The following is a 23,941-nucleotide window of genomic DNA, read 5'->3' as shown; positions in this document are numbered from 1 at the left end:
AAATCCTAGTATAACAGGGAACAATCTAAATGCAAGCGTTTTCGAAAACTTTTTCCAGAAAAATGATAGCGGTTGCGCTTAATCCTTGTGCTACCAACTATCCGCGTTCCAAAAGAATTTATCCCCAGTCTTTGGTGGCACCTACTTCCTCCCCCAACCAGCTTAGTTGGGCGATAAACTTAATAAACTGAAACCAGTCTGTGACGGGAAAAACCAGTGTCTGTGAAAATTGTCACATCCAAATTGGTGAATTTAAGAATTATTCTTCTTATAATGAAGGCAATTAATGGGTAAGGTCACAACTCATTTATCTGGGAGGGATATCTGATGGATTTACATATAAATCATCAATGGGGGCGCCATCTGCTCCCCCTGCTAATCGTCATTGGTTTACTGTGCACCTTTGGGGGAATCACCGTGACGACAACGACCAAAGCCTCAGCCGCTTCGCAGGTTACGCGCAAGGTCGACCCCAATGCCAAGGTCAGGGCCGCCGTGAAGAATTCAGTTACCTGGAACGCCGCTCACCAACAAAAAGCGCTGTTACCACAAACCAGTGACCAGATTGTTTCGCCCTGGTTAGGTATCGGCCTCTGCCTTATTGGAACGGGACTGATAGGCCGTCAACTGCGCCGCGTTAGAGAGCATGACTAACGAATTGCGATGCTTGCTAACTTCCCCAGCGAACTTAGTAAGCATTTTTCAGTTACTAAAGGTTGAAAGCACTGAAACACCCACTATACCTGGTACAACAAGAATTGGGTATTAGGATTTAGTCAGACATCGTGGGAAATTGTCGCCTTACCGTTCGCCAAATTTGGACTGGAACGCGGTGGGCAGGACGGGACAAGCCAAAAAGCGGTCTTGCCCCTCGCTTGAAGCCGCAAAACACGTCTTCAAGTCGCCATTTTCAAGAAACCCACTTGAAAATCCCACGGCTGAGTCCAAATTAGGCTCACTCTCGGCTATCTAGTGGAACGTGTTTGGAGACTGGCGTTTTTCCAGGCTTCAAACCGAGCTGAAGGACCGCCTTTCAGGCCGAAGGCGTTCCCCACAGCAGGCGTAATCTCTGACAGCCTCAGGTGGCTGGATGAGACTGAAGCCTATAATGCCTGACTATTCTTGGTTCGATAACGATTTACAAAATTTAACACTAGAACCAGTTGAAAGTCTGCCACTGCTAGCAATCATTTTTGTTCCTGATCAATGGCAACACTGTCTTTGGAAGTCATTTATCCTGAGGGGGAGTTTAAAATGTTTAAGGGTAACAACCAATCACGACACTACAAAATGTATAAAAACGGTCGTGCCTGGGTTTTCGCCAGTATTGTCACCGCTGGAATAGCAGTCACCTTTGGTGGAACACAAGCCAGTGCGGACACCACCGCTGATAACGACCAGTCAACCACCGCAGCTCAACCAGACCCATCAGCTCCAGAAACAACTGCCACAACGACCAAATTAAGACCCACTGCCAGCCAATCGACTGAGCCGACAATCGACCAGCAGGAGTCAAAACTAAAGGAAACACCAGCAATCCAACCCGCATCAACGTCAGCAGCGACCCCGACGCCAGTAGCCAAGTCCTCTGAAATAGCCGTACATACTCCTAAGACATCTGAACAAACACCCAACCCGGACAACATAACAACGCCGCCACTGGCGAAAAATCTTCAAATTAGTCGGCCAACCAGTCGTATGGCCCAGTTGCCAGCCTATTCCGCCCCTAAGGTCGCCGTGCCAAAGGCTGCCCCAGCTACCGCAGAAACGATTGACCAGTGGATGCCCAATAAAAAGCTGCAAAGTCTCGTGGCTGCTGCGCTCGGCAAGAACGCGGCTGCCCTGACCAAAGACGACCTGTTAAAATTGACCAAGCTCGAAGTTGGCCACATGAACATCGCTACCACCACCTCCAACGACGGGATTCATCCCTACTCTCTGCAGGGATTGGAATTCGCTACGAATCTAACGTATCTGGATTTATCTTGGAGTACCAACGATATGATGTTGTTAGGCTACGATTGAGGCGACATCACAGACATTTCGCCATTAAGTGCGCTAACTAAGCTAACTTATTTAGACCTCTCCAACAACCACGTCAGCGACGTTACCCCGTTAGCTAACCTGACCCAACTGAAAACACTAATTCTCAACGGCAATGGCGTTTACGATTTCTCTTCATTAGATTACAACCAATTCACCAATCTTGAATTTTCCGAACAACAAGCAACGCTGACGACCAACTACGTCGTGGACCCAGCTAACCCCACAATCACCATTCCGCAACTCGTCAAACTACCCAAGAACTTCTCGGGTAAGTTATCGATCGACATTCCATCCGATTACAACGACGACCAAATTTTGGAAACCATCTATCAGGATCACATGAACGGTGGCGGACTCATGCGCATGTACTACCGGGGTGGCCACATTAAAACTGACGCGGACGGCAACCCCACCACCAACGCCGATGGTAGCGTGACTTTTCTCGACTTACCTGACCAAGTTTCACCATCCAATTATGGGGTTTGGCCTGGTTTCACGGCTGTTCAAAACCCAGTCAAGTACTACTTGATTGAGGACTTCTCGGGCTCTGGCGAAGGCAAATTTATCACGATTCGCCTCTTCATTCCTTACGTCAACCCGCAACCGGCCGAGGCCATCACCCTGCACTACCAAGACAGCACCGGCAAGGCCATCAAGGACGATACGACCCTCCCCGCTGGGATGATCGGTGACGCCTACACGGTTCCCGCTGAAGACACAGTCATCGACGGTTACACACTCGTCCAAACAATTGGTGAAACGACTGGGACTTACGCGGACACCCCCATCGACATCACCTTCGTTTATGAAAAGCAGGCAACACCACCAGTTGTCACACCAACCACCCACTCCTCAGTGATCATCCACTACGTCGACCAACAAGGCCAACAACTCGCCACAGACAAAGTCCTGACCGGCGATACTGGCACCCCTTATCAAACCGCGCCACTAACCTTGTCCGGGTACACGTTGACTGCCACGCCAACCAACGCCACCGGGACGTTTGGCACGACAGATCTTGAGGTAACATATATTTACCGGGCCAATAAAACTGACGAGACCGGAAGTACCGGGGACACCGGTAACACCACTCGGCCTAAGAAGCCTAGTAAACCGGCCAAAAAACTAACTACGACCACGACTACGCCCACCCAAGTAGCCGCCCAGAATGGTGGTAACGCCGCCGGCATCATCAACAACCAGCGCGGGGGCAGCGCCGCCACGGTGGCTGGTCAAACCACCACCCTTTCCGCTAACGGTAACGCTAAGGTCGGCGCTACAATGCAGGACTCAGTTGCCTGGAATGCTGCCACTAAGCAGCAAAAAAGTGCATTACCACAAACCAGTGAATCAGCTTCCTCACCACTCATCGGAATCGCCCTCTTGCTCAGTTCTCTAATTGGATGGGGTATCTGGCGGAAACAAGACTAACTCATGATATAAAAAAAGACGTGCAATTCTGCACGTCTTTTTACATGTCTAATTTTATTCGGCATCTGGCCGTTCAAAGTTTAATTCAAAGTGATCCAGACCTAACACCCGGTGGGTAATCAGTGAGCAACCACCTAATACCGTGGCTAAACGGGCATTCTTTGTTAACTCAATACTCATTTCTACCTGTGCTAAGTTCGCAAAAATGGCACGAATCTGGGTCAATAGCTCTGGCAACTCTTCAACCAACGGTGAGTTCAGGAAGAACGCATCAGGATCCAACGAACGCATCAAATTGTAGAGCATTCCCCCGATAGCGGCAGCAAAGTTAGCCAATGTCATCATCGTTTCCGGATCCCGTTCCCGATATAACTTCACGATGGCCGCTCGGTCCAAATTGTCGACGCCCTTCAAGTCCTCAATCCGTTGGATAATGGCGTCTTCTGAGCCAATATCTTCGGCGTGCACGGGATGTGGTGAATCCGCGGCATCCATCTGAATATCTGCGATGGTCTGACCGATTTCACCAGCATCCCCGTGTTCCCCACGGAAGAGGTCGCGGTGCAAGATAATCCCGGCACCGATCCCTCTGTGGATACTGACGGTCACCGTACTGTTGAGCTGGCGGGCACCGTTAAAGTCCCGTTCATAAATAGCGGACAGGTTGGCTTCGTTTTCCAAAACGACGGGCACCTGGTAGGCCGTGGAGAAGACCTGTTCCAGGTTTACCCCATCCATATCAATAAATGGTGACGTCTTCACTTGGTTGTTGAAGACGATCCCGTGAATGGAGAAGCAGATACCAAGTAGCCCATTACTGCTAGTATCTTCGCGTTGTAGATCCGTGATGTACTGATTGATGCGGTCGACCATTTCATGAATTGACTGGCCCTTGGTATCGATCCGGTCATACTTCCAGACACTCCCGTCGAGCCAAGTTGCGAGTGCGTGCAGGTGCCGGTAGCCCAGATCAAACGTCAACGTGTAGCCGTAGCTATTGTTGATCTCAACCAAGGTTGGTTTCCGCCCACCAGCGGTTGACGCCTCCCCCAAGCCTAGTTCTGTTAAGTAACCTTCGGCCATCAGGGTATTGTACAACGATGAGACCGTGGACTTATTCAGGTTAAGCTGGTGAGAAATTTCAATCCGCGAGGTGGGGTGATTGTTAAAAATCTGTTGCAGGACAAACTTCAGGTTCTGGTCATGCAACTGATTTCGATTCATACTACGTCGAACCATTTAAATTCCCTCCTCAAAAACGATAACCGTTCCTCATTGCCGCCCCAAGTTAGTCTTATTGAAAAACCAACCAACCGTTCAGTCACACGTCCGCGATTAAATCGACGTTGCAAGCGGTAACAATATTTTTCATCATGGTTCAGTGAACCAACTAACCCCAGTATCGCTTATGTACAATCAAAATTCAACCGTTTTACCGAAATTTGTTCCGTTTCCCCGGAAGTTGTTGGCTAATTTAGTTAACAATTGAAAGGAGCTGCCCGCAAATTTACTGGGCAGCTCCTTATTTTAGTCGTACATTAATTTTCTAATCAGTCGTTTGCAGGGTGGTAATCAACTGTGCCACTTTAGTCTGGATCTCATCGCGAACTTCTCGGAATACGTCGAGAACCTCCTCGGTGCTGCCCGTTGCCTGCGCCGGATCTGGAAGCGGCCAATGTAACTTTTTGACGGTTGGTGGTGTGACCGGGCAACGGTCACGGGCATCCCCACAGAGTGTCACGACAATATCGCTCTGATTGAGGTACTGGGGGTCAATTAACGTGGATTGTTGCTGCGAAATATCGATATCACACTCGGCCATGACCTTCACTGCTAACGGATTCAGGCCGTGTTGCTCCACCCCCGCACTAGCTACCTGCCAAGTCTTCGGTGCAAGCTGACGGGCAAACCCTTCTGCCATTTGACTCCGGCATGAATTACCCGTGCACAGAAAGTATAGTTGGGTCATCGATGAGACCTCCTCTAATTATTAAACAAATGATATTGGTGCTATTATTCTACACCTTTTCTTTGGAAAACCAGACTTTTAAATGTCGCTAGGTTTCCTACTGTACCAGTCTGTTACGCTACCCCCTAATTGCCAATTACGGTCTATTATGTTTATTATATCATCTGGCTAAGTATTAACCATTTTATAGCGGATTTATCCCTGACGGTAGAAAGTCATAGCTATTCCAACGGCTAGCCGCTATGATGAATCTTAACAGCTTCATTCCTGAAAAACTAGTCGGTCATTATCAAATGTAAACTCACAGGGGGTCAATCATCGATGGAGAACTACAAGAGTACCTGTATTAAATGTGGGAAACCTATTCCTTTAGGCGCCAACTTCTGCCATTACTGTCAAACGGCACAGGGCATCGATGCGTTCTCATATTCGCCAATAACCAACCACCCCGACCGCCCCTATAACGAAACGACTGCCCCAGACTTAGTCACATCTAGCGTCCTTTTTTGCCGGGACCTAGGCAATTTAACGGGACACATGGGCCGGGCTGACTTCTGGTGGTCGACCATTGGTATCAGCTTGGTAGAAATGGTGTTAGGCTTCTTAGCCATTATTAGCTTTGGCAGTTTTCGCCGCTTGGGTGAAGAGACGAGTCTCCTAACCGCCGCCCCATTGCTGATTTTGTTGGCCATTGTGATTGCCGGTAACATTACGGCCCAGGTTCGCCGCCTACACGATACCGGCCATAGTGGTCGTTTGTGGTTGATCAATTTGATTCCGTTGGGAAGTCTGATTTTCCTCCTTATTTTATGTGAACCTTCGCGCCAACAACACAATCGCTACATTCAAAAAACCGACAAGTAGTCGCCTGCCGGTTACCATTAATCTGATGAACGATGCTCTTGATGCCACCGCTTAATGTACGCCAATCGTTCCTTGAAGCGCCCCTCGCGCCCCTGTTCCGTGGGTTCATAGTACACATGGCCACGAAGTCCTGGCGGCATCGTCTCCATTTCAGTCAATTTATCCTTCGTGGAGTGAGCATACTCATAATCTTTGCCGTACCCTAGATCCTTCATCAATTTCGTTGGCGCGTTACGAATCTGCAGCGGAACCGGTTCATCACGGGTCTCTTTCACATCCTTCTTAGCAGCCAGCCGCGCCTTGTATAGCGCATTCGACTTGGGAGCCAAGGACAAGTAACTCACGGCCTCGACTAAATGGACGTCACACTCTGGCATTCCTAAGAACTGACAAGCTTGAAAGACGTTCACCGCAATGTTCAGTGCGTTCGTGTCCGCAAGACCGATATCCTCACTGGCAAACCGCACTAACCGGCGGGCAATATACAACGGATCTTCGCCGCCCTCTAACATCCGGGACAACCAATAAATCGCCGCATCGACGTCAGAATTTCGCATCGATTTATGTAACGCCGAAATAATATTGTAGTGCTCCTCACCCGTTTTATCATATAGGACAAACTTTTGGCTGATCAGTTGCTTTAAATCATCCAGGGTGACCGTCACCTGATTGCCCTGTTTGTCCCCATTTAACACGGCCATTTCTAATGTGTTCAAGGCCGTTCGCGCATCTCCATTGGCAAATTCCGCAATGGCGTGTAACTCATCAGCACCAATCTTAACCTGAACGTCAAACCCGGCGGGATTCTTTAAAGCATTGGTTAATAACTCCTCAATATCAGTGGTCTCTAAGCCCTTTAAGACGAAGACCTTACACCGAGAAAGTAGCGCCGAATTGACCTCAAACGACGGATTTTCCGTGGTTGCACCAATTAGAATAATACTGCCGCGCTCCACATATGGAAGAAAGGCGTCCTGTTGTGCTTTATTAAACCGGTGAATTTCATCGACGAATACAATCGTCTGTTCCCCGATTTCACGGTCATCTTCTGCTTGGTGCATAATCTTCTTAATCTTACTGATACTGCTATCAACGGCACTAAAGCTCAAAAACTTCGCCTGTGTTTGGCGAGCAATAATTTCGGCCAACGTGGTCTTGCCGACACCAGGTGGTCCCCAAAAGATCATCGACGATACTTGATCATTTTCAATCAATTCTCGTAAAATCTTGCCAGTTCCCAACAAGTGCGTTTGGCCCACGAATTGGGCGAGAGTACGTGGTCGAACCCGACTGGCCAACGGCGTATTCTGCCGATTATTTGAAAACAACGATTCTTGTTCCACGAGAAGTCCCCCCTTTTATAGCCAATCATAACCCGTTTGGAACCGAAGAAAAAGCCCCGACCATCGGCCGCGACTTTTCTCAGATACATGACTACAGCCGGTTGCTTTCGGGAACCGTTCCCCGCTGGCTCGCCCAACGAAGACGCCCCCACAGCAGCCCAATGGCAAAACCAATGAAGGTTGGAACCAACCAGCCCAGACCAATGCTAGCAAACGGAATCACTCCGTGGTAAAGCGCCAACAAGCTCTGAATTGGACCAAAACTGGTGATAACTGCCGGTGAATTAGCCAGCATGTCTAAGATAGCTGGTAGAATTGTAAAGGCAATCGTTACCTTGTAGACAATTCCCGCATACGGCCGCTTGGAAACCGTCAGGGACAAGAAGATCAAAGCCAAGGACAGTGGGTACATCAGCATGAGAATTGGGAGTGACCAGCTGATAATGGTATCCAACCCGGCATTGGCCACGCAGAAGGAAAGAATCGTGGTGACCCGCAACCAAGTCCGGTAACTAATCTTAGAGAATAACTTGTGGAAATCCTGGGCGAAAGAAGAAATCAGGCCAATCGCGGTCGTCAACACACCCAACGTTACCAGAGCACCTAACAATAACGTCCCAACGTTGCTAAAGTAATGACCCACGATCTGGGAAAGAGCCACCCCACCGTTGGCGGAAAGCTTTAATTCACTCATGCTCATGGCGCCTAGCAGAACTAAACCAAAGTAAATGATAACTTCTAGTGAAATACTGAGAATCCCCGCCTTAGCGGTTAATTTCGTCAGGTCACGCCCCCGATATCCGAGACCACGAATTGCGTGAATTAAGGTAACGCTCAAGGCTAAGAGTGCCACAGCGTCCAATGTATTGTACCCTTCAAGCATGCCACCAATCGTGGCGTTGGCTTGGTAGGTCGCCGTTGGTGCTTGGGATAAATTCCCCATTGGTTTGATAAAGGCAATCAGAAAGATAATGGCAAGTAAGGCTAAGAAACCCACGTTCAGGTACTTCCCGACAATTTTGAGTAAGGCCCCCTGATGCATCGCTGCCAAGTACGCAATGGCGAAGAATAATCCGGTGAATAAGAGCATGCCCATCGTAGAGAAGCTTTTTGGAATAAAGGGTTCAACGGCCATTTGGTAAGCTGTCGCAGCCGTCCGGGGCGTTGCGAAGAATGGCCCAATGGTCAAGTGAACCAGAATCAAGAATATGGCGGCGTAGTGGCGGCCAACTGGGCGGGCAAGGTCTAGGAGGCCATCACTCTTGGTAACCACCACAGCCATGATAGCTAACAGTGGGAAAAGTGACCCCGAGATAGCGAATCCAAATGCGGCCATGAACCAGTTAGACCCAGCCATTTGTCCCAAGTGAACTGGAAAAATCAGGTTACCTGAGCCAAAGAACATGCCGAAGATTAAAGAACTGACGACGAGTAATTGCCCCATATTTTTCTTTGGTGTTGCTGCAAGTTCTTCCATAATTGATTCCTCCAGTTTCTATATTTTTTACTCTTGAACGTTAAAAAAGCCCTCTTCCCATACTGGGAAAAGGGCTCTACAAGTAGAACGGTACCACCTTTTTGTGGCCAATGATGCACCACACTCATCGCGGACGAACATCCGCTAGCCATGTAATGGTGGCACCCACGATGGCCTTATCAACCACCGAACTCAGAAGTAACTTTCACGCACCCTTGACGGTCACTTTCCACTTACCGTGACTCCCTAGGCATCGCTGGGCGTGCTACTTTTTTCCTCAACGTTTATTAAGTATTGATTTGTATTATAGTCACCATTTTCTTAAAATGCAATGATAAAATGAGAAAAAGATGAGATTTTTTATTTTATAGCTAATTGTTGTCGGGAACAGTCGACTGAGCGGCCCACCGAACGCGACCCCAAACAAAGCCGATGACGAAGCCCACCAGGGTTGGTACGATCCAGCCTAATCCCAGGCTAGCGAACGGTACGACCGCGTGATAAAAGTTAAGAACAGCAGCCACTGGTCCAAAGCCGGAAACAACGGCGGGAGCAGTGTTTAGCATATCTAAGACGGCGGGAACGGCCGCGAAGGCAATCGTCAGTTTGTAAACCAAACCGGCGTAAGGCCGCTTGGAAACTGTCAAAGAAACTAAGATCAAGGCTAAAGACAGTGGGTAGAGCAGCATCAGTACTGGTAAGGACCAAGCGATGATGGCGTTTAACCCAGCGTTCGCAACGACGAAGGAAACAAACGTCGTGACCCGTAGCCAGTTCAAGTAACTAACTTTCGGGAACAGCTTGTGGAAATCTTGAGCAAAGGACGTAACCAGTCCTAAGGCCGTTGTGAAGACCCCTAACGTGACTAGGACCCCTAAGAACAGAGTCCCAAAGTTACTAAAGTAGTGACCAACGATGGCGGATAAGGCCACCCCACCATTAGCGGAGAGTTTGAGTTGACTCATACTGAAAGCACCCAGCAGAACCAAGCCAAAGTAGATAGCGATTTCTAAGACGATACTCAACGTTCCGGCATGGGCGGTCAACTTAGTCAATTCACGATCCCGGTAACCCAGGCCACGAACAGCATGAACAAAGGTCACACTCAGAGCTAACAGGGCGACGGCATCAACGGTGTTGTACCCTTCCAACAGCCCACTGACTGTGGCATTGGCTTGGTAAGCGGCGGTTGGTGTATGTTGCAGGCTACCCATTGGATTGAAGAAAGCCACGACGAAGAGGACGGCTAACATGGCTAAGAAGAAAGCGTTCAAATACTTACCAACCACCTTGACTAAGCTGCTTTGATGAGTCGCTAGCACGTAAGCAGCAGCGAAGAACAGTCCCGTAAAGACTAACATCCCGACCGTGGTAAAGCGGGTAGGTAGGAATGGCTGAACGGCCATTTCATAGGCCGTCGCGGCAGTCCGGGGTGTTCCGAAGAACGGTCCGATGGTTAAGTGGACCAAGACCAGGAACAGGGCGGCGTAGTGGCGACCAACTGGCTTGGCTAGGTCGTACAGGCCATCACTCTTGGTGAAGACTACGGCCAAGATGGCCAGCAGTGGGAACAGCGAACCGGAGACGGCGAATCCGAGGGCGGCAACGAACCAGTTAGAACCGGCCATTTGCCCCAGATGTACGGGGAAAATGAGGTTCCCGGACCCAAAGAACATCCCGAAAATCAAGGAACTAACCACTAATAATTGTTTGAAACTTCTACGCGGTGCAACTGAACTATTTTCCATATTGAAACCTCCACTCATTTTCCCCTTAACGTTAAAAAGAGCCCTCTTCCCATACTGGGAAAAGGGCTCTACGAGTAGAACGGTACCACCTTTTTTGTGGTCGCATACGCCACCACACTCATCACGGACAAACATCCGCTAGCCAAGTAATGGTGGCAACCACGATAGCCTACTGATTCAGCATCGAACTCGGAAATGATTTTCACTTACGCTAAACGGTCACTTTCCACTAGACGTGACTCACTGGGCATCGCTGCGTTCGCTACTTTTTTCCTCAACGTTTTGAAGTATTTGATAGTTATTATAGCGAGCACAAGATTAAAAATCAATGATAAAATGGAGAAAGTTCTAATTTTTCTGAATTTAATGCGTAGTTAGTCTGTGAGAATGCGGGGTAAATTGGAATCTAAAATTTTAAAATAAGTAGTTTCATTTATGCTTACTTTCTTGTAATAATGCTGCCCGCAACTCATCATCCACTGCATAAATGTAGAGTCCGTGGACACCCCGCGTCAATAAAACGTTCAATTCATTTGGTAAGAGTTCATTGTCAACGTGCTTCTTCGTCCCATTCGGTAACGTCCGTTTACGGGTGGCGTTCACATTTTGACTAACCGAAGGATCGAAAACAATTTTTCCATTTCGATATTTCACGGAAGGCCCCAGGATAACACCGCTATAGTTTAAATCGAATCCTTGAATCGTATAGGTGGACCCAACCTCTCCAATTGTTTGATGTTGTTCCGCCCAGGCTAAATGTTTTGCCTGACCACGCTGATTCTGCGCCAAAGGTAACTGCAGATTCCAGGGCAATGACAGCTCCCCCACGGTTACCATATCTATCGCTTTATCTTTCAGCTTAAACGGCCAATCAAACGTCGCTAAAATCCGTGACAGTCCATGAGTTTCATCCTGTGATTTAGCCACGATTGCCTGATACATGGCTACCGGATCATCAAAAATTTTCAACTCATACTTGGAATCTTGGGGAATCTTAGTCACAACTCGCCGATCAATTAAGTTGCGAATCCATGTGGTTGTTGCCTCACTGGCATCCATCCGCAGTTGTTGCTTAAACTGAATCAAATTCCCTTGCTGCTTAACCTGGCTTTCCAGCTTCCGCACTTCACCCGGTGTCCAATAACCTTCCGTCTTCAACATTTGCTTAACGTCAAACACCGCTACTGTTAGCTTTGCCCGTGCCATGATGTCTTTCAGTTGGTTGTGGCCCCGATAGGATTGTTTTCCTTGTGTCCACAGTAAATGAGCTTCATCAACTAACACCACGTCGACCTGTTCATCGGGACTGTGATGGTTGATGAACGTTGTTGGTTTACTAACGTTAGCCACCTGCATCCCCAATTTTTCAGCGATGTTTTGATACACTTTGACCTGCTCATCATGGTTCACCAATAAGTAATTATTGGCCGTTTTAAACTCTGTGTAATTTAAATCTTCGCCCAGTTGCCACAACTGATAGAACAGTGTGCTCAACAGCACCGTCTTGCCAGAACCCGCTTCCCCTTCAACTAAAATCAGCTGATGATCTTCTTTGGACCTGAAAACCGTCTTAATTCGCCGCAAAATTCGATTACGCGCGTTATCTTGTTCCTTAGTCAACTCATGAAATGGCGATGCTTTAAATAACGCCGAATCCCGGACGATCTCTTCAATCGGAAATATATTCGGATTCACGCGATGTAACTTCCGCCAAATGGCCGAAAAAATTGGTCCCTTTTCATTCGCCGTATAGTACTTATTCTGTTGATTTTCTCGACGATTATTGAGTTTCTTTACGCTATCAACACCAGACATGTACAACATCATGTTGTTTTCAATATCCAGTGTGAGGGATTTATTGAAGTGAGGATGGCCAATCACCAGCAGCTGGGAGTCAGGACTATCTGCCAAATATTGCCAGTCTTTACGGACGTGAACATCGTCATTTAAATGCTGCTGCGTTCGCTGTTCAATGTCATTCGTTTCACCCACATAAACTTGATAAGCATTTGGTTTATCTTGATCATAGACGATATAGACCGTGGGATATTCTAGGAGCAGTTCAACGTGATTACCCGTGACCCGTTTTTTTATTTCATCTAGCCCAGTTTGGCTAAACGCCCCTTGTTCGACCACTGGTTTTGGTAGTTCTGACATCCCAATTCCCCCTAGTTCTTGTCAAACCGCCAATGGCGGCCCAAGTTAATTTCGTGTTTCTGTTGCACCAACTCGTTGGGAGTAACCCCCAACTGATCGCACATGTAGTACAAGTAAGTTAAGGCATCTGCCATTTCTAACTTCAAATCAGCGGTTTGCTGGTCGGAAATGGTAGTTTGCTGGTCATGCCACAAAAAAATCTCGTTAACCTCGGCAACCTCAACGGATAACGCCCGAGCTAGCGCCGGTAACGTATGGTATTTTTGCCAGCCCCGCTGATCCCGAAAATCTCGTAACTCTTGCATCACCTGTGAATAGTCTAAATCAGCCATGCTACCCCTCCTGAATTGCTCTATATTACCGTAAATTATACCATTTGCAAGATCTCCACGGTTGCCTATTTCATTTAGAAAATCTCTAACAACATCCTTTGGAGGTCTACTTTTAAACATACCTATGTGGCACTGCTTTCTCGTAATGAACACAATCAAATTGAAATCACAACTAAGGATGATTAACTCCACGACGAATAACCTTCAGGTCACTATTTATGACAACCTCTTATAAAATCCGCCCTAACCAAGCCCCTTTCATTGACCCAATAAGATACCGCGGGGTATGCTAGAAAATACCATTAAACACACACTAAACTAAGGAGGTGCACCATGTTTAATCGGCACAAAAAATTTCTTACCACATTACTATTGCTGTTCAGTATTTTCCTATTCTGGCGGGCACCGACCACTACTCACGCCGCCGTCAAGGCTTCCAAGTTGCCTAACCGTCAGGGAATCTTGATTGACCTCGGTCGGCACCCTCTAACCGAAAAATCTGTTAAATCAGTCATCCAAGCGGCTCGTGATCAAAAATTAAACTACGTGGTCCTGCACCTCAGTGATAACGAACACTTGAGCTTCCAGTCCACCTATCTCGGTAATAAGGCCGGTAAGAAGGTCCTTTCCAAGGCCGCATTAAAACGCTTGGTCACCTTTGCCAAGAAGAAACACATCCAGCTTGTCCCAGACGTTGATGCCCCTTCACATACCGGGGCCATCCTCCATCAGCTCAAGAAGAAACGGCCCAAGACCTATAAACAGGTCAAAATGGATAGCCATACCTTGGACTACACCAAGAAGCAATCCATCACCGTCGTCCAAAAGATCTACGGTGAGCTCGATACTATTTTCAAGAAGCAATCCTCGCGGGACTTTATCATCGGGGCCGACGAAGTGCCAGGGAACCCTGAGGCATACAAATCGCTGACCACCTTCATCAACCAACTCAATCGTTTCCAGAACAAGCGGGGCTTCACCACGACCATTTGGAACGACTCAATTTTGAAGAGTGAGCTTCCTCGGATAGATAAAAACATCGTCATCAACTACTGGTCCCAGGCAGGTAACCGTTCCGACAAGAAGACGCTAACCAATCGGCGAACACACCGAGTTTCCGTGAAGAACCTGGTGAACGCCAAGCGCCGCGTCGTTAACGCCAACAGCTACGCCACTTACTATCAACTAAAGCATATTGGCAATAAAACCAACGATAATTACTTTATCAATTACCTGCGTAACCATTACAAACCCACAATGTTTAACGAAATTACCTCTAAGAATAAAAACAGCCACCGGATCATGCAACCAAAGGTTAAAACCAGAGGAACGCTAGTCAGTCTGTGGGGTCATAACTCCTCCCACATTTCCACCAAAGCTATCGTGAAATTTATCCACCGCATTAAGATTCCGAAGTAAGTTAAACGGATCGCCGTTTCTAAAAAAGTCGGCGGTCCATTTTGTCACTTAGCCGTTTTATCTCACTGACTTGACTGCACGCCATCCAACCGATGGACTGTAGTGGCAACTTATAATCATGTACGCCTACCTCTCTTTCCAACATCTCTGGAGGTGCCACTATGGATCCAACCACTTTTGACCAAAAAATTGCTTACTTCAAACAAAATATGCCACCGCAATACCCGATTCTGTACACTTTAAAAATCATCGGGTCGAAGTGGCAGATTCCCATCCTCTGGCACCTGATGCTGGAAGACGGCCAACACTACAATCAGCTCAAACGGACCGTTGGCAACATCACCAACACCATGCTGACTAAGAGTCTCCGTGAGTTAGAGCGCGACGGCTTAGTCCGACGCCACAGCTATGAGACCGTGCCGCCCGCCGTGACCTATCCCCTCACCGATTCAGGTAAAAGCCTAGTCCTTACCATGAGCGAGCTCTTTGATTGGGGCAAGACCTTGGAAGCGCAATACGGTATTTCCACCACACCCCTATCAAATCGTGAAGAGTCCTAGCGCAGTTAGCAACATCTAGCTAGCATTTCTTGCGGAACACTACTACCCACGAAGAGCCCTGGTTTCCGGCATTCACCATAAACCCGAAAATCAAGATAGCCCAAATCGCCATCATTTTAACAATTTATTTGTTAATCAGCGAAACCGTTATCCCCATTTATGGTATGCTTAAAAGGAAACTAGAACATCACAATGATTGGGTGATTCTATGGACCTACTTGAGAACTTTTTCCAGGATATTTTTAACATTAAATCAGTAATTATGGCCTTAATTACCGTCGGCCTCATCACACTCATGATGATTATGACCTACATTTTGGCACAACGTACCATTAGACTTTCCCGGCCCTACACCATCATCGTCGATTTACTTGAAGCCGGTGTGGTCGTCGGTGGGGTCGTGGTCTTAAGACAAACCTTCCTCGTCCTAAACGGTGGGAGCGTTCTAAGCTGGGGGTACGCCATTGCCCAGTTAATGGTCCTGCTATTTAGCCTATACGCCATGCAGACCGTCGCCGTAACCGTAGTCAACCTGGCAATGCCACTGGTTTTCTACGGTGCCTCCCTGCGTTTAGGTGCTAGTCCACAAAGATGGTGGCTATTTGCCACGATGACGGTGATTTTGTTTGGCGTCATTATTTATATCAGCCGCCATCAAACACTAGCTTTAGACTCGGAATGGCACTTTTTGCTTCTACAATTATTATACGGACTAACCTGGTGCTTGATCATCTGGTCGGTACGGCCCTATCATCCGTTCTACATGGTCAACGTGCTGGTCATCTTCATCCTGTATATGTGGATCATTCGATTCTTCGTGACGCGCATCAATCAAGTCATTAATCATTTTGCCCGCTTGAGTCAGGCCGCTAATTACGATGAATTGACTGGTGTTCGTAACCGGGCCAACTTTGATACCACAACGGTAGGGGTCTTTGGCGTTTACCGTCGCCACCCCACTAAGCCCATTACCATGGCGATGTTTGATATCGATCACTTTAAATATTTCAACGATGAATACGGCCACTTAGCGGGGGACGCCGTCCTTAAACACGTGGCCCAGCACTTCAACCAGGAGTTGGTGCGCCAAACACCCCACGGCGAACTATTTCGCTATGGTGGCGAAGAATTTGTCATCATCTTTGAAGACACCTCGCCGGCCGACGCGCAAATTGCCGTCACGGCCATCCGAGAAACCTTAAAACAGCACCCCGTCCACCTAGACAACCAGAAACTTACGGTGACGGTCTCCATTGGTATTTCAGCCTTACAACCAACCGATATAAATTTTGACAGTTGGTTTAAACGCGTCGACCACTACCTTTATCTATCCAAGCAGAGTGGCCGGAACCGCATGACGGTTGAAGGTCAGACTCGGCAATTATAAATTAGATAAGCACGAACACAGGGTTTGGGACAAAAGTCTCAAACCCTGTTCGTGTGCGAAAAGGCCGTCAACATTTTGACACCTACTGCTTGGCTTAAGTCGGCTCTGAAGTTACAAAATTTAAATAAAGTAACTTAGCAGGCTAACTGTGGTAGAATTAGAAAAAAGATTAAGAAGGTGACCCTATGTCCCGTGTAACCAACGACAGTATTATTCAAACAGTCGGAGACCTACTAAAAGATGGGGAAACGGTGACCTTATCCAAGGTCGCACAGAAACTAAATATTACCCACCCCGCGCTCTATAAACATTTCAAAAATAAAGATGAACTGTGGACGGCCGTCCTGATCAATTGGTTTAACAGTGAAGTTTTTCAAAAAATTGATCTCACCACCGATTCCGACCCTAAACTTGTGTTGAAGAACTGGCTTTGGCAGTTCATAAATCTCAAAAGACAAATCGCCAATACTGATGCCAAAATGTTCGCTCTAAACACCAAATATATTGATGAGCGACCCCTCGTCCTAAGAGACATGCTCCAAGATTCCTATGCCAAAATCAACACAATTATGGACTATGACCCGCAGAATAATTTGAAGGCCGAAGCCATCATGTCAGCCTTTGCCGTTTTTACCGCACCCAGTTTCAAGGAAACTTGGAACTCTCCCGACTATGAAGAACGGTTTAATGCTATTTGGATGTTAATTGAGCCAAGCCTTTAACTAAAATAATAGTTCCCCTGAGCTGGCGTCTTGTCGGCTTAGGGGAACTATTATTTTAATTGCCTATTTCGCAGTTAAATCATGTACCAGTTGGCGATTATGACTCCCCTGCAAGACCAATGCGGCAAGCAGGCTCAGCCCCGCAATCAACGTAATAATCAATAACTGATCATGGTAACTCGTCGAGAAATTATGAACCCCACTGGTCAGGGCAACAACGATTGAGATACCAACCGACTGGCCAAATTGATGGACTGTGTTCACCACTCCGGAGGCCGCGCCAGCAATTTCAGGATCAGTATTGGCGACCCCCTCTACCGTGAGCGGACTGAGTATCAGCCCCTGACCAACCCCAAAGATGACCATCGGCACAGCAACCGCGACCCAGTAACCACGGTCCATCCCCAGGACTGCCGTCAGTAAAATGCCAATTGCGACCAGTATGTCCGCAATCACAATCAACCGAGCGTTACCAATCTTACTGGCCAGCTTGGGGACCTGTAGCGCAGCGATAAATTGGGGAATGGTGACTGGCAAGAACGCCTGGCCTGTCAAAAACGGCGTAAATCCATAAATCCTTTGCAAAGCTTGTGTCGTAACGAAAAAGTACGCAAAGGCTGCACCGATAAAGAAAAACCGCGCAATGTAGGCACTATTGCGTTGTCGATCCGCAAATAGCCGTAACGGCATGATTGGACTAGTAACCACTCGTTCAACATAAACAAATATTCCCAAAGCAATCACTGCAACGACCAAGGCCAACAGCTGGTGAGTCGTGCCATCAATACTGTAGACCAAGGCGGATAGTCCCAACACTGATAAGAGGGTGCCAACGCTATCCAGGCGCGTAGCTTTCTGGCTTTCCCGGTCATGAACGAAATAAATCGTCATCACAAACATCAGTAACCCAATTGGAACGTTAAAAAAGAAACCATATCGCCACGAAAAGGCACTCGTAATCACGCCACCTAGAACCATACCTAGACTAGCGCCAACACCAGCGGTTGCACCATAGGCCGCAATAGCTCGAGAACGCATCGTTCCGTGATAATTATCTAATAGCAAAGCCAAAGTGGTCGGTGCTACGATGGCTGAACCAATTCCCTGAAGAGCCCGCATTGAAATAATCATGGCAGCATTGGTGGAAACACCCACCATCAACGAACCAAAAGAAAATACCAAGAGGCCAATCAGGAAGACCCGTTTACGACCATACACATCACCGATCCGCCCGCCGAACAGCTGAAAACCACCAAAAGTCAACGTGTACGCACTGCTGACCCACGCCAACGTTTGGGCATTCAAATGCAGGTCCGTCGCAATTTTTACGGTACTGGTAAAAATAATCGAATTATCCAACAAAATCATTACGTAGCTTAATAAAATTATTGGCAAAACTATGCCAAACTTTTCGTTTCTTTGCTTCATTACGAGCTCCTATTCTAACCGTCAGTTGCCCGGATTGCGTCATTTCATGATGAAAACCCGTTCAACCATAACGCGTTAGATTAAGCATAAAGTGCCACTAACCAATTGAAAATTACTAAATAGGCAAGCTACCTTACGCCACACGTATACTAGACTCAGATTACGTGACTGCATCTACTTATTAGAAGGACTTGGTTGCGAACACAAAAAAGCTGACGTCCAGGAAAATTCCCAGAACATCAGCTAAACGCTACTGCTTATTGCGCCCCCCGAGAGTCGAACTAGGATCATGAGGACCGAAATCTCATGTGCTATCCATTACACTAAGGGCGCACAACACCTTTATTTTAACCCAAAATTAGTTTGATGAACAAATAATTCATCTGGCACCGGATGCTTGAATGGCTTCCTGCTCCAAACGTCCCGTCACTTGGTCGGCGTTATCCCGAAAGTCAGCGATAAACGTTGCTGCCATTGGCTTAATCGTTGCCGTCAAGTCACCATTGATATCCGTGACTGTCAAATTTTCACCCTGCCAAGCGGCAGTATCGTAGTGGCCATCTTCTATCTGGTCCAAAAAGTTCTGTAAAATATCGAGAACGGCCTGGTGAATAATTTCATCCTCCGTCGCCGTCTCCCCGTGCTGCTTAAGCTGTAGCTGGCGCATCTGCACCTCGTCCATGTCGGTCGGAATTTGAATAAACACGGCAATGCCTCCCATAATTAGTTGTACTCCTATTCTAGCACGCCAACTGCCAAATACGAGTCAAAGGATTATCCTTCCCGCTAATCTGGTGTAAACTAAAGTTATATCAAATCAAGTCAAACTAAGGAGGTGGCGTATGGAAGACTCAATACTAGACTTCACCACGAATCTGGCCATCCTCCACCGCCAATTTCAACGGGCGATGAACCAGATTCTAGAAGCCGATGAGATGCCTATCAACATTACTGAATTTTATCTGTTAGTTTTGGTTTCTGAGACCAGTCAACTGAATCAACGCAAGGCCGCCTGGACCATGGCAGTCGATGAAGGCTTGATGGCCCGGATGGTTCACCACATGGTCGGTCTTTCCCTGTTAGGCAAGGAAACCGACCCCGCGGACCGGCGAAACCGCCGCATAACGTTAACTGCAGATGGCCAGCACCTGGTTAAACAGGCCGTCGCCGTCCTTCATGATTGGTGGCAACAGGCCACGCCAACCGATACTAATTTTGACTACGCGACAATTACCACCCAACTCCAGCAACTTTCTTCACGGGTCTTGCAAGTTGACCGTCAAACGGATAGTCATTAGCCGCGCTTTCCCTAACTGAGGAGGGATTTTTATGAGTAAAGCTATTACCATTGCCGAAGCCCAACGCTACGATGCCCATACGATTAATAAGGTCGGGATTCCCGCATTAGTTCTGATGGAACGGGCTGCCTTGGCTACCTTTAACAACATTTTGAACGATGACTTTGACCTAAGTCAGGTCATCGTGGTCGCTGGTGTCGGTAACAACGGTGGCGACGGCATTGCCGTGGCCCGGTTGCTTAAAATTCGGGGAATCGACGTTGAACTCTACATTCTGGGGGACCTCGAAAAGGCAACCCCTCAGACTGATCAACAATTGAAGATTGCCCAATACTACGGCATTCCCGTGACCAACGACTTGAATCATATCGTGGCCGCCAGCATGATTGTCGACGCCATCTTCGGCGTTGGCTTGTCCCGCGAAGTCACGGGGAACTTTGCCAACGCCATCAACGCCATCAACGCTGCCGACGCTAAGAAGGTCGCTATCGATGTGCCATCTGGCATCAACGCCGACACTGGTGATGTCATGGGCGTCGCCGTAGTTGCCGACAGTACGACGACCATGGCCTACAACAAGATTGGCCTCTTGACCGCCAGCGGTAAGCACCACGCCGGCACAGTCCACGTCGCCGACATTGGGATTTATGCGCAGGACCATTTGGAACACGTACGCTAATTACTAAGTGACCAAACAAACTAGCCGTTCAACCCATTAAAATAAGCAATCATCAGGTACACTGGAAGGTACGAAAGCTGAAGTGACTTTCGCGGTTTCCGACTATATTGGACGTCTGATCCTGCGGGGTCGGGCGTTTTTTATTTTTGGTCAAGAATGCCCGGAACTTCAGTAATTTAAGCCCTTTCACAAGCTTTTCTATCTGGAACCCGGTATACTATTGATAACAATTTATGGAGGTGCCCCATGTCACAACTAGAAACTGGTTTCACCAACGTCCAAGCGCTGGACCCCAGCATCATTGTCGACCTGCGCTACGCCACCACGGACAACTTTACCCACCGTGTGATCTACGATTTTACCACCGCTATCGCCCGCACAGGAACGGCAAAAAAATTGGCCGCAGCGAGTGCCATTGTTAAAGAACAGGGTTACCGGCTAAAAATTTGGGACGCTTATCGCCCCGTACCGGCCCAGGAAAAATTATACGATGTCTACCCCGATCCCTCGTTCGTTGCCAAACCCAATCCCAACTTCTCTCATCAAAAAGGCGTGACCTTCGACCTCACACTCTGTGACGCTGACGGCAACGAATTAGAAATGCAAACACCTTTCGACGACTTCACCTTAGCCGCTCACCGGAACCATCCCCGTACTGCGACGCAGGAAAAGAACTACCAGATTCTGGACGCCGCCATGCGTGAGGCCGGGTTCTTCGGCTACGAAAACGAGTGGTGGGATTACCGCGACACCCAAATGGACGATTACCAACCAGCCGCTGCCAACCCCAATGATTTCTGATTTTCGCCTTATCCCGCCTTACCGGTCGCCAAATATGGGCTGGAACGGTGCCGGCACAACTTTGAGCCTCACCAAAAACGTGAGTCTCAAAGCTTGGCCTTGTTCTAAGCCGTAAACGGCGAAGAACAACGAGGCGCCTGAGCCCATATCCAGCGACCTCTCGGCTAACACTGCGAATACTTAATAATCTAACATTAGCTGCTCGCAATGATATCAACTGTAAGTTTATGTATCGCCAAACATCAGCCGTGAGGGCAGGAAAAATAGGTTCAGCCGTGGCACTGCCTTAGCGAAGTGATTTTCTTCGGTTAGGCAGAACCGAGTTTCGAGACCGCTCTTTGGCTCGAAATCGCGTTCACAGCGTTCCAACCTATTTTTCCTGCCCGGTAAGGCGGACAAAACGAGATGCATAACCAAAGCACTCCCCCGATATACAAAAAAACACAGATTGTTTTCCGATTGGAAAACAGCCTGTGTTTTGGTTTACTCTCGTAACATGAAGGAGTGATCCGGAATTCGAATCAACGTGAAGCGGTTCGCCAAACGGCCAGCGTGCAAGCCAATCCCGTTGACAAACGATTTTTTATACGTGGTTTCAATGACCCCGACCCACGCCTTTTGATGACGTTGATCATACTTAGTCACCTTTTGGGTATTCCATTTGTAAGCTGAAGCTGGAAGGTTGATGGCTTTCTTGCCATCGGAGACCGTGGCATCCGTGCTGCGGACTTCATACTTCTCGCCCTCAGTTAAGTACGTGTAGGTCTGCACGGGCTTCTTACCCGTACTATTGTTCACAGAAACGTAGTAGGCCGAGCCATTGCTACTCCCCGTGTTGATGACCAGCGGTTCGTAACGCGTCGTTTGACTGACCCGCGTTCCCAGTTGGTTAACGTTTTGGAAGAAAGTCGTGTAACTCATCCCCCCAAAGAAGAGGAGCCAGACGACCAGTTCAACGGTTGAAATGCTAAAGTTCTTCCAGGAAAAACTATGATGCTCTTTAACAATTAAACGAATCCGACGAACCCGCATATCGTGGACCATCCAGACCAGCGTGACGAGGACGATGAGCCATAGGGCCATCCCCACTAAGTTCCATGTTGATTTCATTATCCCAATTCCCTTCCAGAAATAAGCCTTTATCTGGGCATTTTCTCTCCTTAATAGCTTACGAGATTATTGCCCGGAATACAAGGCCGCAGTCCCGGTCATTTATAAGTTATAATTAGACTAATTATGAGTCCCAAAGGAGGAACCCTTGTGTGTACTAGTCTAACCTATACCTCCGCTTCTGCCCACCATTTTTTTGCGCGAACCATGGATTTTCCAACCACCACTCCTTGGCGGCCGGTCTTCCTACCACGCAACTACCGGTGGCAAACGGCCTTACATACTTTTCGGACCACGCGTTACGCAATTCTAGGCGGCGGTCGCATTGCTAGCGACTTCTCCGCCTACCTGCTAGCCGACGGTGTAAATGAAAACGGTATCAGCTGTGCCGAACTCTACCTACCTGGCGCTGCATCTTACGCCGACGATCCCGTCACGGGGAATATCAACCTCAACCCCCAAGACTTCATCAACTGGGCCCTAGGTGAACACGCTACCTTGGATGCACTCGTCAACGACTTGCCCCAAGTCACCCTAGTTGGCCGCAAATGGGGGCAGGATCGGCACGTCTACCCCTTCCACTGGATTCTCAGCGACCAGTCAGGCCAAACGCTCGTCATTGAACCCACTGGTGGCCCGCTGCACGCTGACCGCAATCCAGTGGGCGTTCTGACCAACACCCCCGTGCTACCCACTCATTTGCAGAACTTAAACGATTTTCTAGACGTCAGTGGGTCGGACTTCTCTGGTCAAACGGCCATGGCCGCCCACAATTATCTGGCAAGCCAAGCACCACTCCCCACCGGTTCAGTCCCCACGCGCCGATTCATCCACATGGCTTTAAGAAAATGGGGAACCCCCACTTTCATGACGACCGCTGAAAGTATCACTGGAATTTTCAACTGGTTAGCAGAGGTTATCCTGCCCTATGACCCCGCCAGACGGACCCAACCCAACCATAATTACACCCATTATCGGTCTGTTATCGATTTAAATACGCTAAATTACTTTTTTATCCCGCGAACTACTCAGCGTCTGCAACAAATCACTTTGACGCCAGAAATGGCGTCCCACCGGCGTTTCCCTCACGCCTACCCGGACAATTAAGGCCAAATGTTGCAGAGCTTAACATTACCTTTAATCCGAATGAGACGGCTTTGAGACATTTCT

22 protein-coding genes and 1 pseudogene are annotated in these 23,941 nt (G+C 48.1%); 13 read left to right on the top strand and 10 right to left on the bottom strand.

Features of this window, described 5'->3' with window-relative positions:
- The first annotated feature begins 327 nt into the window (after positions 1-327).
- The 4 genes and pseudogenes from EKM75_RS00660 (at position 328) to EKM75_RS00645 (ending at position 3,477) form a co-directional block, all read left to right on the top strand.
- Entirely contained in the window at positions 328-654 is a 327-nt protein-coding gene (locus tag EKM75_RS00660; RefSeq protein ID WP_125691160.1) for a hypothetical protein, read from the top strand.
- 600 nt (positions 655-1,254) lie between these two features.
- On the top strand, positions 1,255-2,025 hold the full coding sequence (locus tag EKM75_RS00655; protein WP_164508691.1) for a KxYKxGKxW signal peptide domain-containing protein: 771 nt from the start codon (positions 1,255-1,257) through the stop codon (positions 2,023-2,025).
- 6 nt (positions 2,026-2,031) lie between these two features.
- Positions 2,032-2,112 (top strand): annotated as a pseudogene (locus EKM75_RS13095) (leucine-rich repeat domain-containing protein); the annotation flags it as partial.
- A 138-nt stretch (positions 2,113-2,250) separates the two neighbouring features.
- Positions 2,251-3,477: a MucBP domain-containing protein gene (locus EKM75_RS00645; RefSeq protein ID WP_125691156.1), complete on the top strand. Its 1,227-nt coding sequence runs from the start codon at positions 2,251-2,253 to the stop codon at positions 3,475-3,477.
- 54 nt (positions 3,478-3,531) lie between these two features.
- On the opposite strand, the gene EKM75_RS00640 is transcribed toward EKM75_RS00645, so the two are convergent.
- Positions 3,532-4,716: an ROK family protein gene (locus EKM75_RS00640; protein ID WP_125682933.1), complete on the bottom strand. Its 1,185-nt coding sequence runs from the start codon at positions 4,714-4,716 to the stop codon at positions 3,532-3,534.
- A gap of 307 nt (positions 4,717-5,023) precedes the next feature.
- Positions 5,024-5,446, bottom strand: coding sequence for an arsenate reductase (thioredoxin) (arsC, locus tag EKM75_RS00635; protein ID WP_125691154.1), 423 nt, complete (start codon positions 5,444-5,446; stop codon positions 5,024-5,026).
- A gap of 321 nt (positions 5,447-5,767) precedes the next feature.
- On the opposite strand from arsC, the gene EKM75_RS00630 reads away from it, so the two are divergent.
- Positions 5,768-6,310 (top strand): zinc-ribbon domain-containing protein, encoded by a 543-nt coding sequence (locus tag EKM75_RS00630; RefSeq protein ID WP_125691152.1) that lies wholly within the window; start codon positions 5,768-5,770, stop codon positions 6,308-6,310.
- A 17-nt stretch (positions 6,311-6,327) separates the two neighbouring features.
- Here EKM75_RS00630 and EKM75_RS00625 read toward each other — a convergent pair whose 3' ends face one another.
- The 5 genes from EKM75_RS00625 to EKM75_RS00605 all read right to left on the bottom strand — a co-directional run bounded on the left by EKM75_RS00625 (position 6,328) and on the right by EKM75_RS00605 (position 13,367).
- Positions 6,328-7,653 (bottom strand): replication-associated recombination protein A, encoded by a 1,326-nt coding sequence (locus tag EKM75_RS00625; protein ID WP_125691150.1) that lies wholly within the window; start codon positions 7,651-7,653, stop codon positions 6,328-6,330.
- Positions 7,654-7,744: 91 nt separating this feature from the next.
- On the bottom strand, positions 7,745-9,130 hold the full coding sequence (brnQ, locus tag EKM75_RS00620) for a branched-chain amino acid transport system II carrier protein (RefSeq protein WP_125691148.1): 1,386 nt from the start codon (positions 9,128-9,130) through the stop codon (positions 7,745-7,747).
- Positions 9,131-9,501: 371 nt separating this feature from the next.
- A complete protein-coding gene (brnQ, locus tag EKM75_RS00615; RefSeq protein ID WP_125691147.1) occupies positions 9,502-10,878 on the bottom strand; it encodes a branched-chain amino acid transport system II carrier protein in 1,377 nt (458 codons plus the stop codon).
- Positions 10,879-11,307: 429 nt separating this feature from the next.
- A complete protein-coding gene (locus tag EKM75_RS00610) occupies positions 11,308-13,035 on the bottom strand; it encodes a DUF2075 domain-containing protein (protein ID WP_125691145.1) in 1,728 nt (575 codons plus the stop codon).
- An 11-nt stretch (positions 13,036-13,046) separates the two neighbouring features.
- A complete protein-coding gene (locus EKM75_RS00605; protein ID WP_125691143.1) occupies positions 13,047-13,367 on the bottom strand; it encodes a nucleotide pyrophosphohydrolase in 321 nt (106 codons plus the stop codon).
- Positions 13,368-13,700: 333 nt separating this feature from the next.
- On the opposite strand from EKM75_RS00605, the gene EKM75_RS00600 reads away from it, so the two are divergent.
- From EKM75_RS00600 to EKM75_RS00585, 4 genes are all read left to right on the top strand, one after another.
- Positions 13,701-14,786, top strand: a complete 1,086-nt coding sequence (locus EKM75_RS00600) for a family 20 glycosylhydrolase (protein ID WP_125691141.1) — start codon at positions 13,701-13,703, stop codon at positions 14,784-14,786.
- Between the two features lie 161 nt (positions 14,787-14,947).
- Entirely contained in the window at positions 14,948-15,346 is a 399-nt protein-coding gene (locus tag EKM75_RS00595; RefSeq protein ID WP_125691139.1) for a winged helix-turn-helix transcriptional regulator, read from the top strand.
- Between the two features lie 208 nt (positions 15,347-15,554).
- Entirely contained in the window at positions 15,555-16,733 is a 1,179-nt protein-coding gene (locus tag EKM75_RS00590) for a GGDEF domain-containing protein (RefSeq protein ID WP_125691137.1), read from the top strand.
- A 251-nt stretch (positions 16,734-16,984) separates the two neighbouring features.
- Positions 16,985-17,455: a TetR/AcrR family transcriptional regulator gene (locus EKM75_RS00585; protein ID WP_263853477.1), complete on the top strand. Its 471-nt coding sequence runs from the start codon at positions 16,985-16,987 to the stop codon at positions 17,453-17,455.
- Positions 17,456-17,518: 63 nt separating this feature from the next.
- On the opposite strand, the gene EKM75_RS00580 is transcribed toward EKM75_RS00585, so the two are convergent.
- Entirely contained in the window at positions 17,519-18,883 is a 1,365-nt protein-coding gene (locus EKM75_RS00580) for an MFS transporter (protein WP_125691133.1), read from the bottom strand.
- 379 nt (positions 18,884-19,262) lie between these two features.
- A complete protein-coding gene (locus EKM75_RS00570; protein ID WP_125691131.1) occupies positions 19,263-19,589 on the bottom strand; it encodes a hypothetical protein in 327 nt (108 codons plus the stop codon).
- 136 nt (positions 19,590-19,725) lie between these two features.
- Here EKM75_RS00570 and EKM75_RS00565 point away from each other — a divergent pair, with 136 nt between their 5' ends.
- The 3 genes from EKM75_RS00565 (at position 19,726) to EKM75_RS00555 (ending at position 21,661) form a co-directional block, all read left to right on the top strand.
- Positions 19,726-20,181 carry a MarR family winged helix-turn-helix transcriptional regulator gene (locus tag EKM75_RS00565; protein WP_125691129.1) on the top strand — a complete coding sequence of 152 codons (456 nt, stop codon included), beginning with the start codon at positions 19,726-19,728 and terminating at the stop codon, positions 20,179-20,181.
- A 31-nt stretch (positions 20,182-20,212) separates the two neighbouring features.
- Positions 20,213-20,860 (top strand): NAD(P)H-hydrate epimerase, encoded by a 648-nt coding sequence (locus EKM75_RS00560; RefSeq protein WP_125682519.1) that lies wholly within the window; start codon positions 20,213-20,215, stop codon positions 20,858-20,860.
- A gap of 246 nt (positions 20,861-21,106) precedes the next feature.
- Positions 21,107-21,661, top strand: coding sequence for a M15 family metallopeptidase (locus EKM75_RS00555; protein ID WP_125682517.1), 555 nt, complete (start codon positions 21,107-21,109; stop codon positions 21,659-21,661).
- 483 nt (positions 21,662-22,144) lie between these two features.
- Here EKM75_RS00555 and EKM75_RS00550 read toward each other — a convergent pair whose 3' ends face one another.
- A complete protein-coding gene (locus tag EKM75_RS00550; protein ID WP_125691127.1) occupies positions 22,145-22,771 on the bottom strand; it encodes an LVIS_2131 family protein in 627 nt (208 codons plus the stop codon).
- A gap of 150 nt (positions 22,772-22,921) precedes the next feature.
- Between EKM75_RS00550 and EKM75_RS00545 the strand changes: the two genes are divergently transcribed.
- On the top strand, positions 22,922-23,878 hold the full coding sequence (locus EKM75_RS00545) for a linear amide C-N hydrolase (RefSeq protein WP_125691125.1): 957 nt from the start codon (positions 22,922-22,924) through the stop codon (positions 23,876-23,878).
- Positions 23,879-23,941 lie beyond the last annotated feature (63 nt).

Source organism: Levilactobacillus tongjiangensis (assembly GCF_003946345.1).
In the GTDB taxonomy this organism is placed as follows: Bacteria; Bacillota; Bacilli; order Lactobacillales; family Lactobacillaceae; genus Levilactobacillus; species Levilactobacillus tongjiangensis.
Note: the sequence above shows the minus strand (reverse complement) of the source record. Positions and strands in the feature narration are given on the sequence as shown.

Bases quoted from the DNA above. Each gene is read 5' to 3' on its own strand.
- EKM75_RS00660 (WP_125691160.1), top strand. From the start codon at position 328: ATGGATTTACATATAAATCATCAATGGGGGCGCCATCTGCTCCCCCTG.
- EKM75_RS00655 (WP_164508691.1), top strand. From the start codon at position 1,255: ATGTTTAAGGGTAACAACCAATCACGACACTACAAAATGTATAAAAAC.
- EKM75_RS00640 (WP_125682933.1), bottom strand. From the start codon at position 4,716: ATGGTTCGACGTAGTATGAATCGAAATCAGTTGCATGACCAGAACCTG.
- arsC (WP_125691154.1), bottom strand. From the start codon at position 5,446: ATGACCCAACTATACTTTCTGTGCACGGGTAATTCATGCCGGAGTCAA.
- EKM75_RS00630 (WP_125691152.1), top strand. From the start codon at position 5,768: ATGGAGAACTACAAGAGTACCTGTATTAAATGTGGGAAACCTATTCCT.
- brnQ (WP_125691148.1), bottom strand. From the start codon at position 9,130: ATGGAAGAACTTGCAGCAACACCAAAGAAAAATATGGGGCAATTACTC.
- brnQ (WP_125691147.1), bottom strand. From the start codon at position 10,878: ATGGAAAATAGTTCAGTTGCACCGCGTAGAAGTTTCAAACAATTATTA.
- EKM75_RS00610 (WP_125691145.1), bottom strand. From the start codon at position 13,035: ATGTCAGAACTACCAAAACCAGTGGTCGAACAAGGGGCGTTTAGCCAA.
- EKM75_RS00605 (WP_125691143.1), bottom strand. From the start codon at position 13,367: ATGGCTGATTTAGACTATTCACAGGTGATGCAAGAGTTACGAGATTTT.
- EKM75_RS00600 (WP_125691141.1), top strand. From the start codon at position 13,701: ATGTTTAATCGGCACAAAAAATTTCTTACCACATTACTATTGCTGTTC.
- EKM75_RS00595 (WP_125691139.1), top strand. From the start codon at position 14,948: ATGGATCCAACCACTTTTGACCAAAAAATTGCTTACTTCAAACAAAAT.
- EKM75_RS00590 (WP_125691137.1), top strand. From the start codon at position 15,555: ATGGACCTACTTGAGAACTTTTTCCAGGATATTTTTAACATTAAATCA.
- EKM75_RS00580 (WP_125691133.1), bottom strand. From the start codon at position 18,883: ATGAAGCAAAGAAACGAAAAGTTTGGCATAGTTTTGCCAATAATTTTA.
- EKM75_RS00565 (WP_125691129.1), top strand. From the start codon at position 19,726: ATGGAAGACTCAATACTAGACTTCACCACGAATCTGGCCATCCTCCAC.
- EKM75_RS00560 (WP_125682519.1), top strand. From the start codon at position 20,213: ATGAGTAAAGCTATTACCATTGCCGAAGCCCAACGCTACGATGCCCAT.
- EKM75_RS00555 (WP_125682517.1), top strand. From the start codon at position 21,107: ATGTCACAACTAGAAACTGGTTTCACCAACGTCCAAGCGCTGGACCCC.
- EKM75_RS00550 (WP_125691127.1), bottom strand. From the start codon at position 22,771: ATGAAATCAACATGGAACTTAGTGGGGATGGCCCTATGGCTCATCGTC.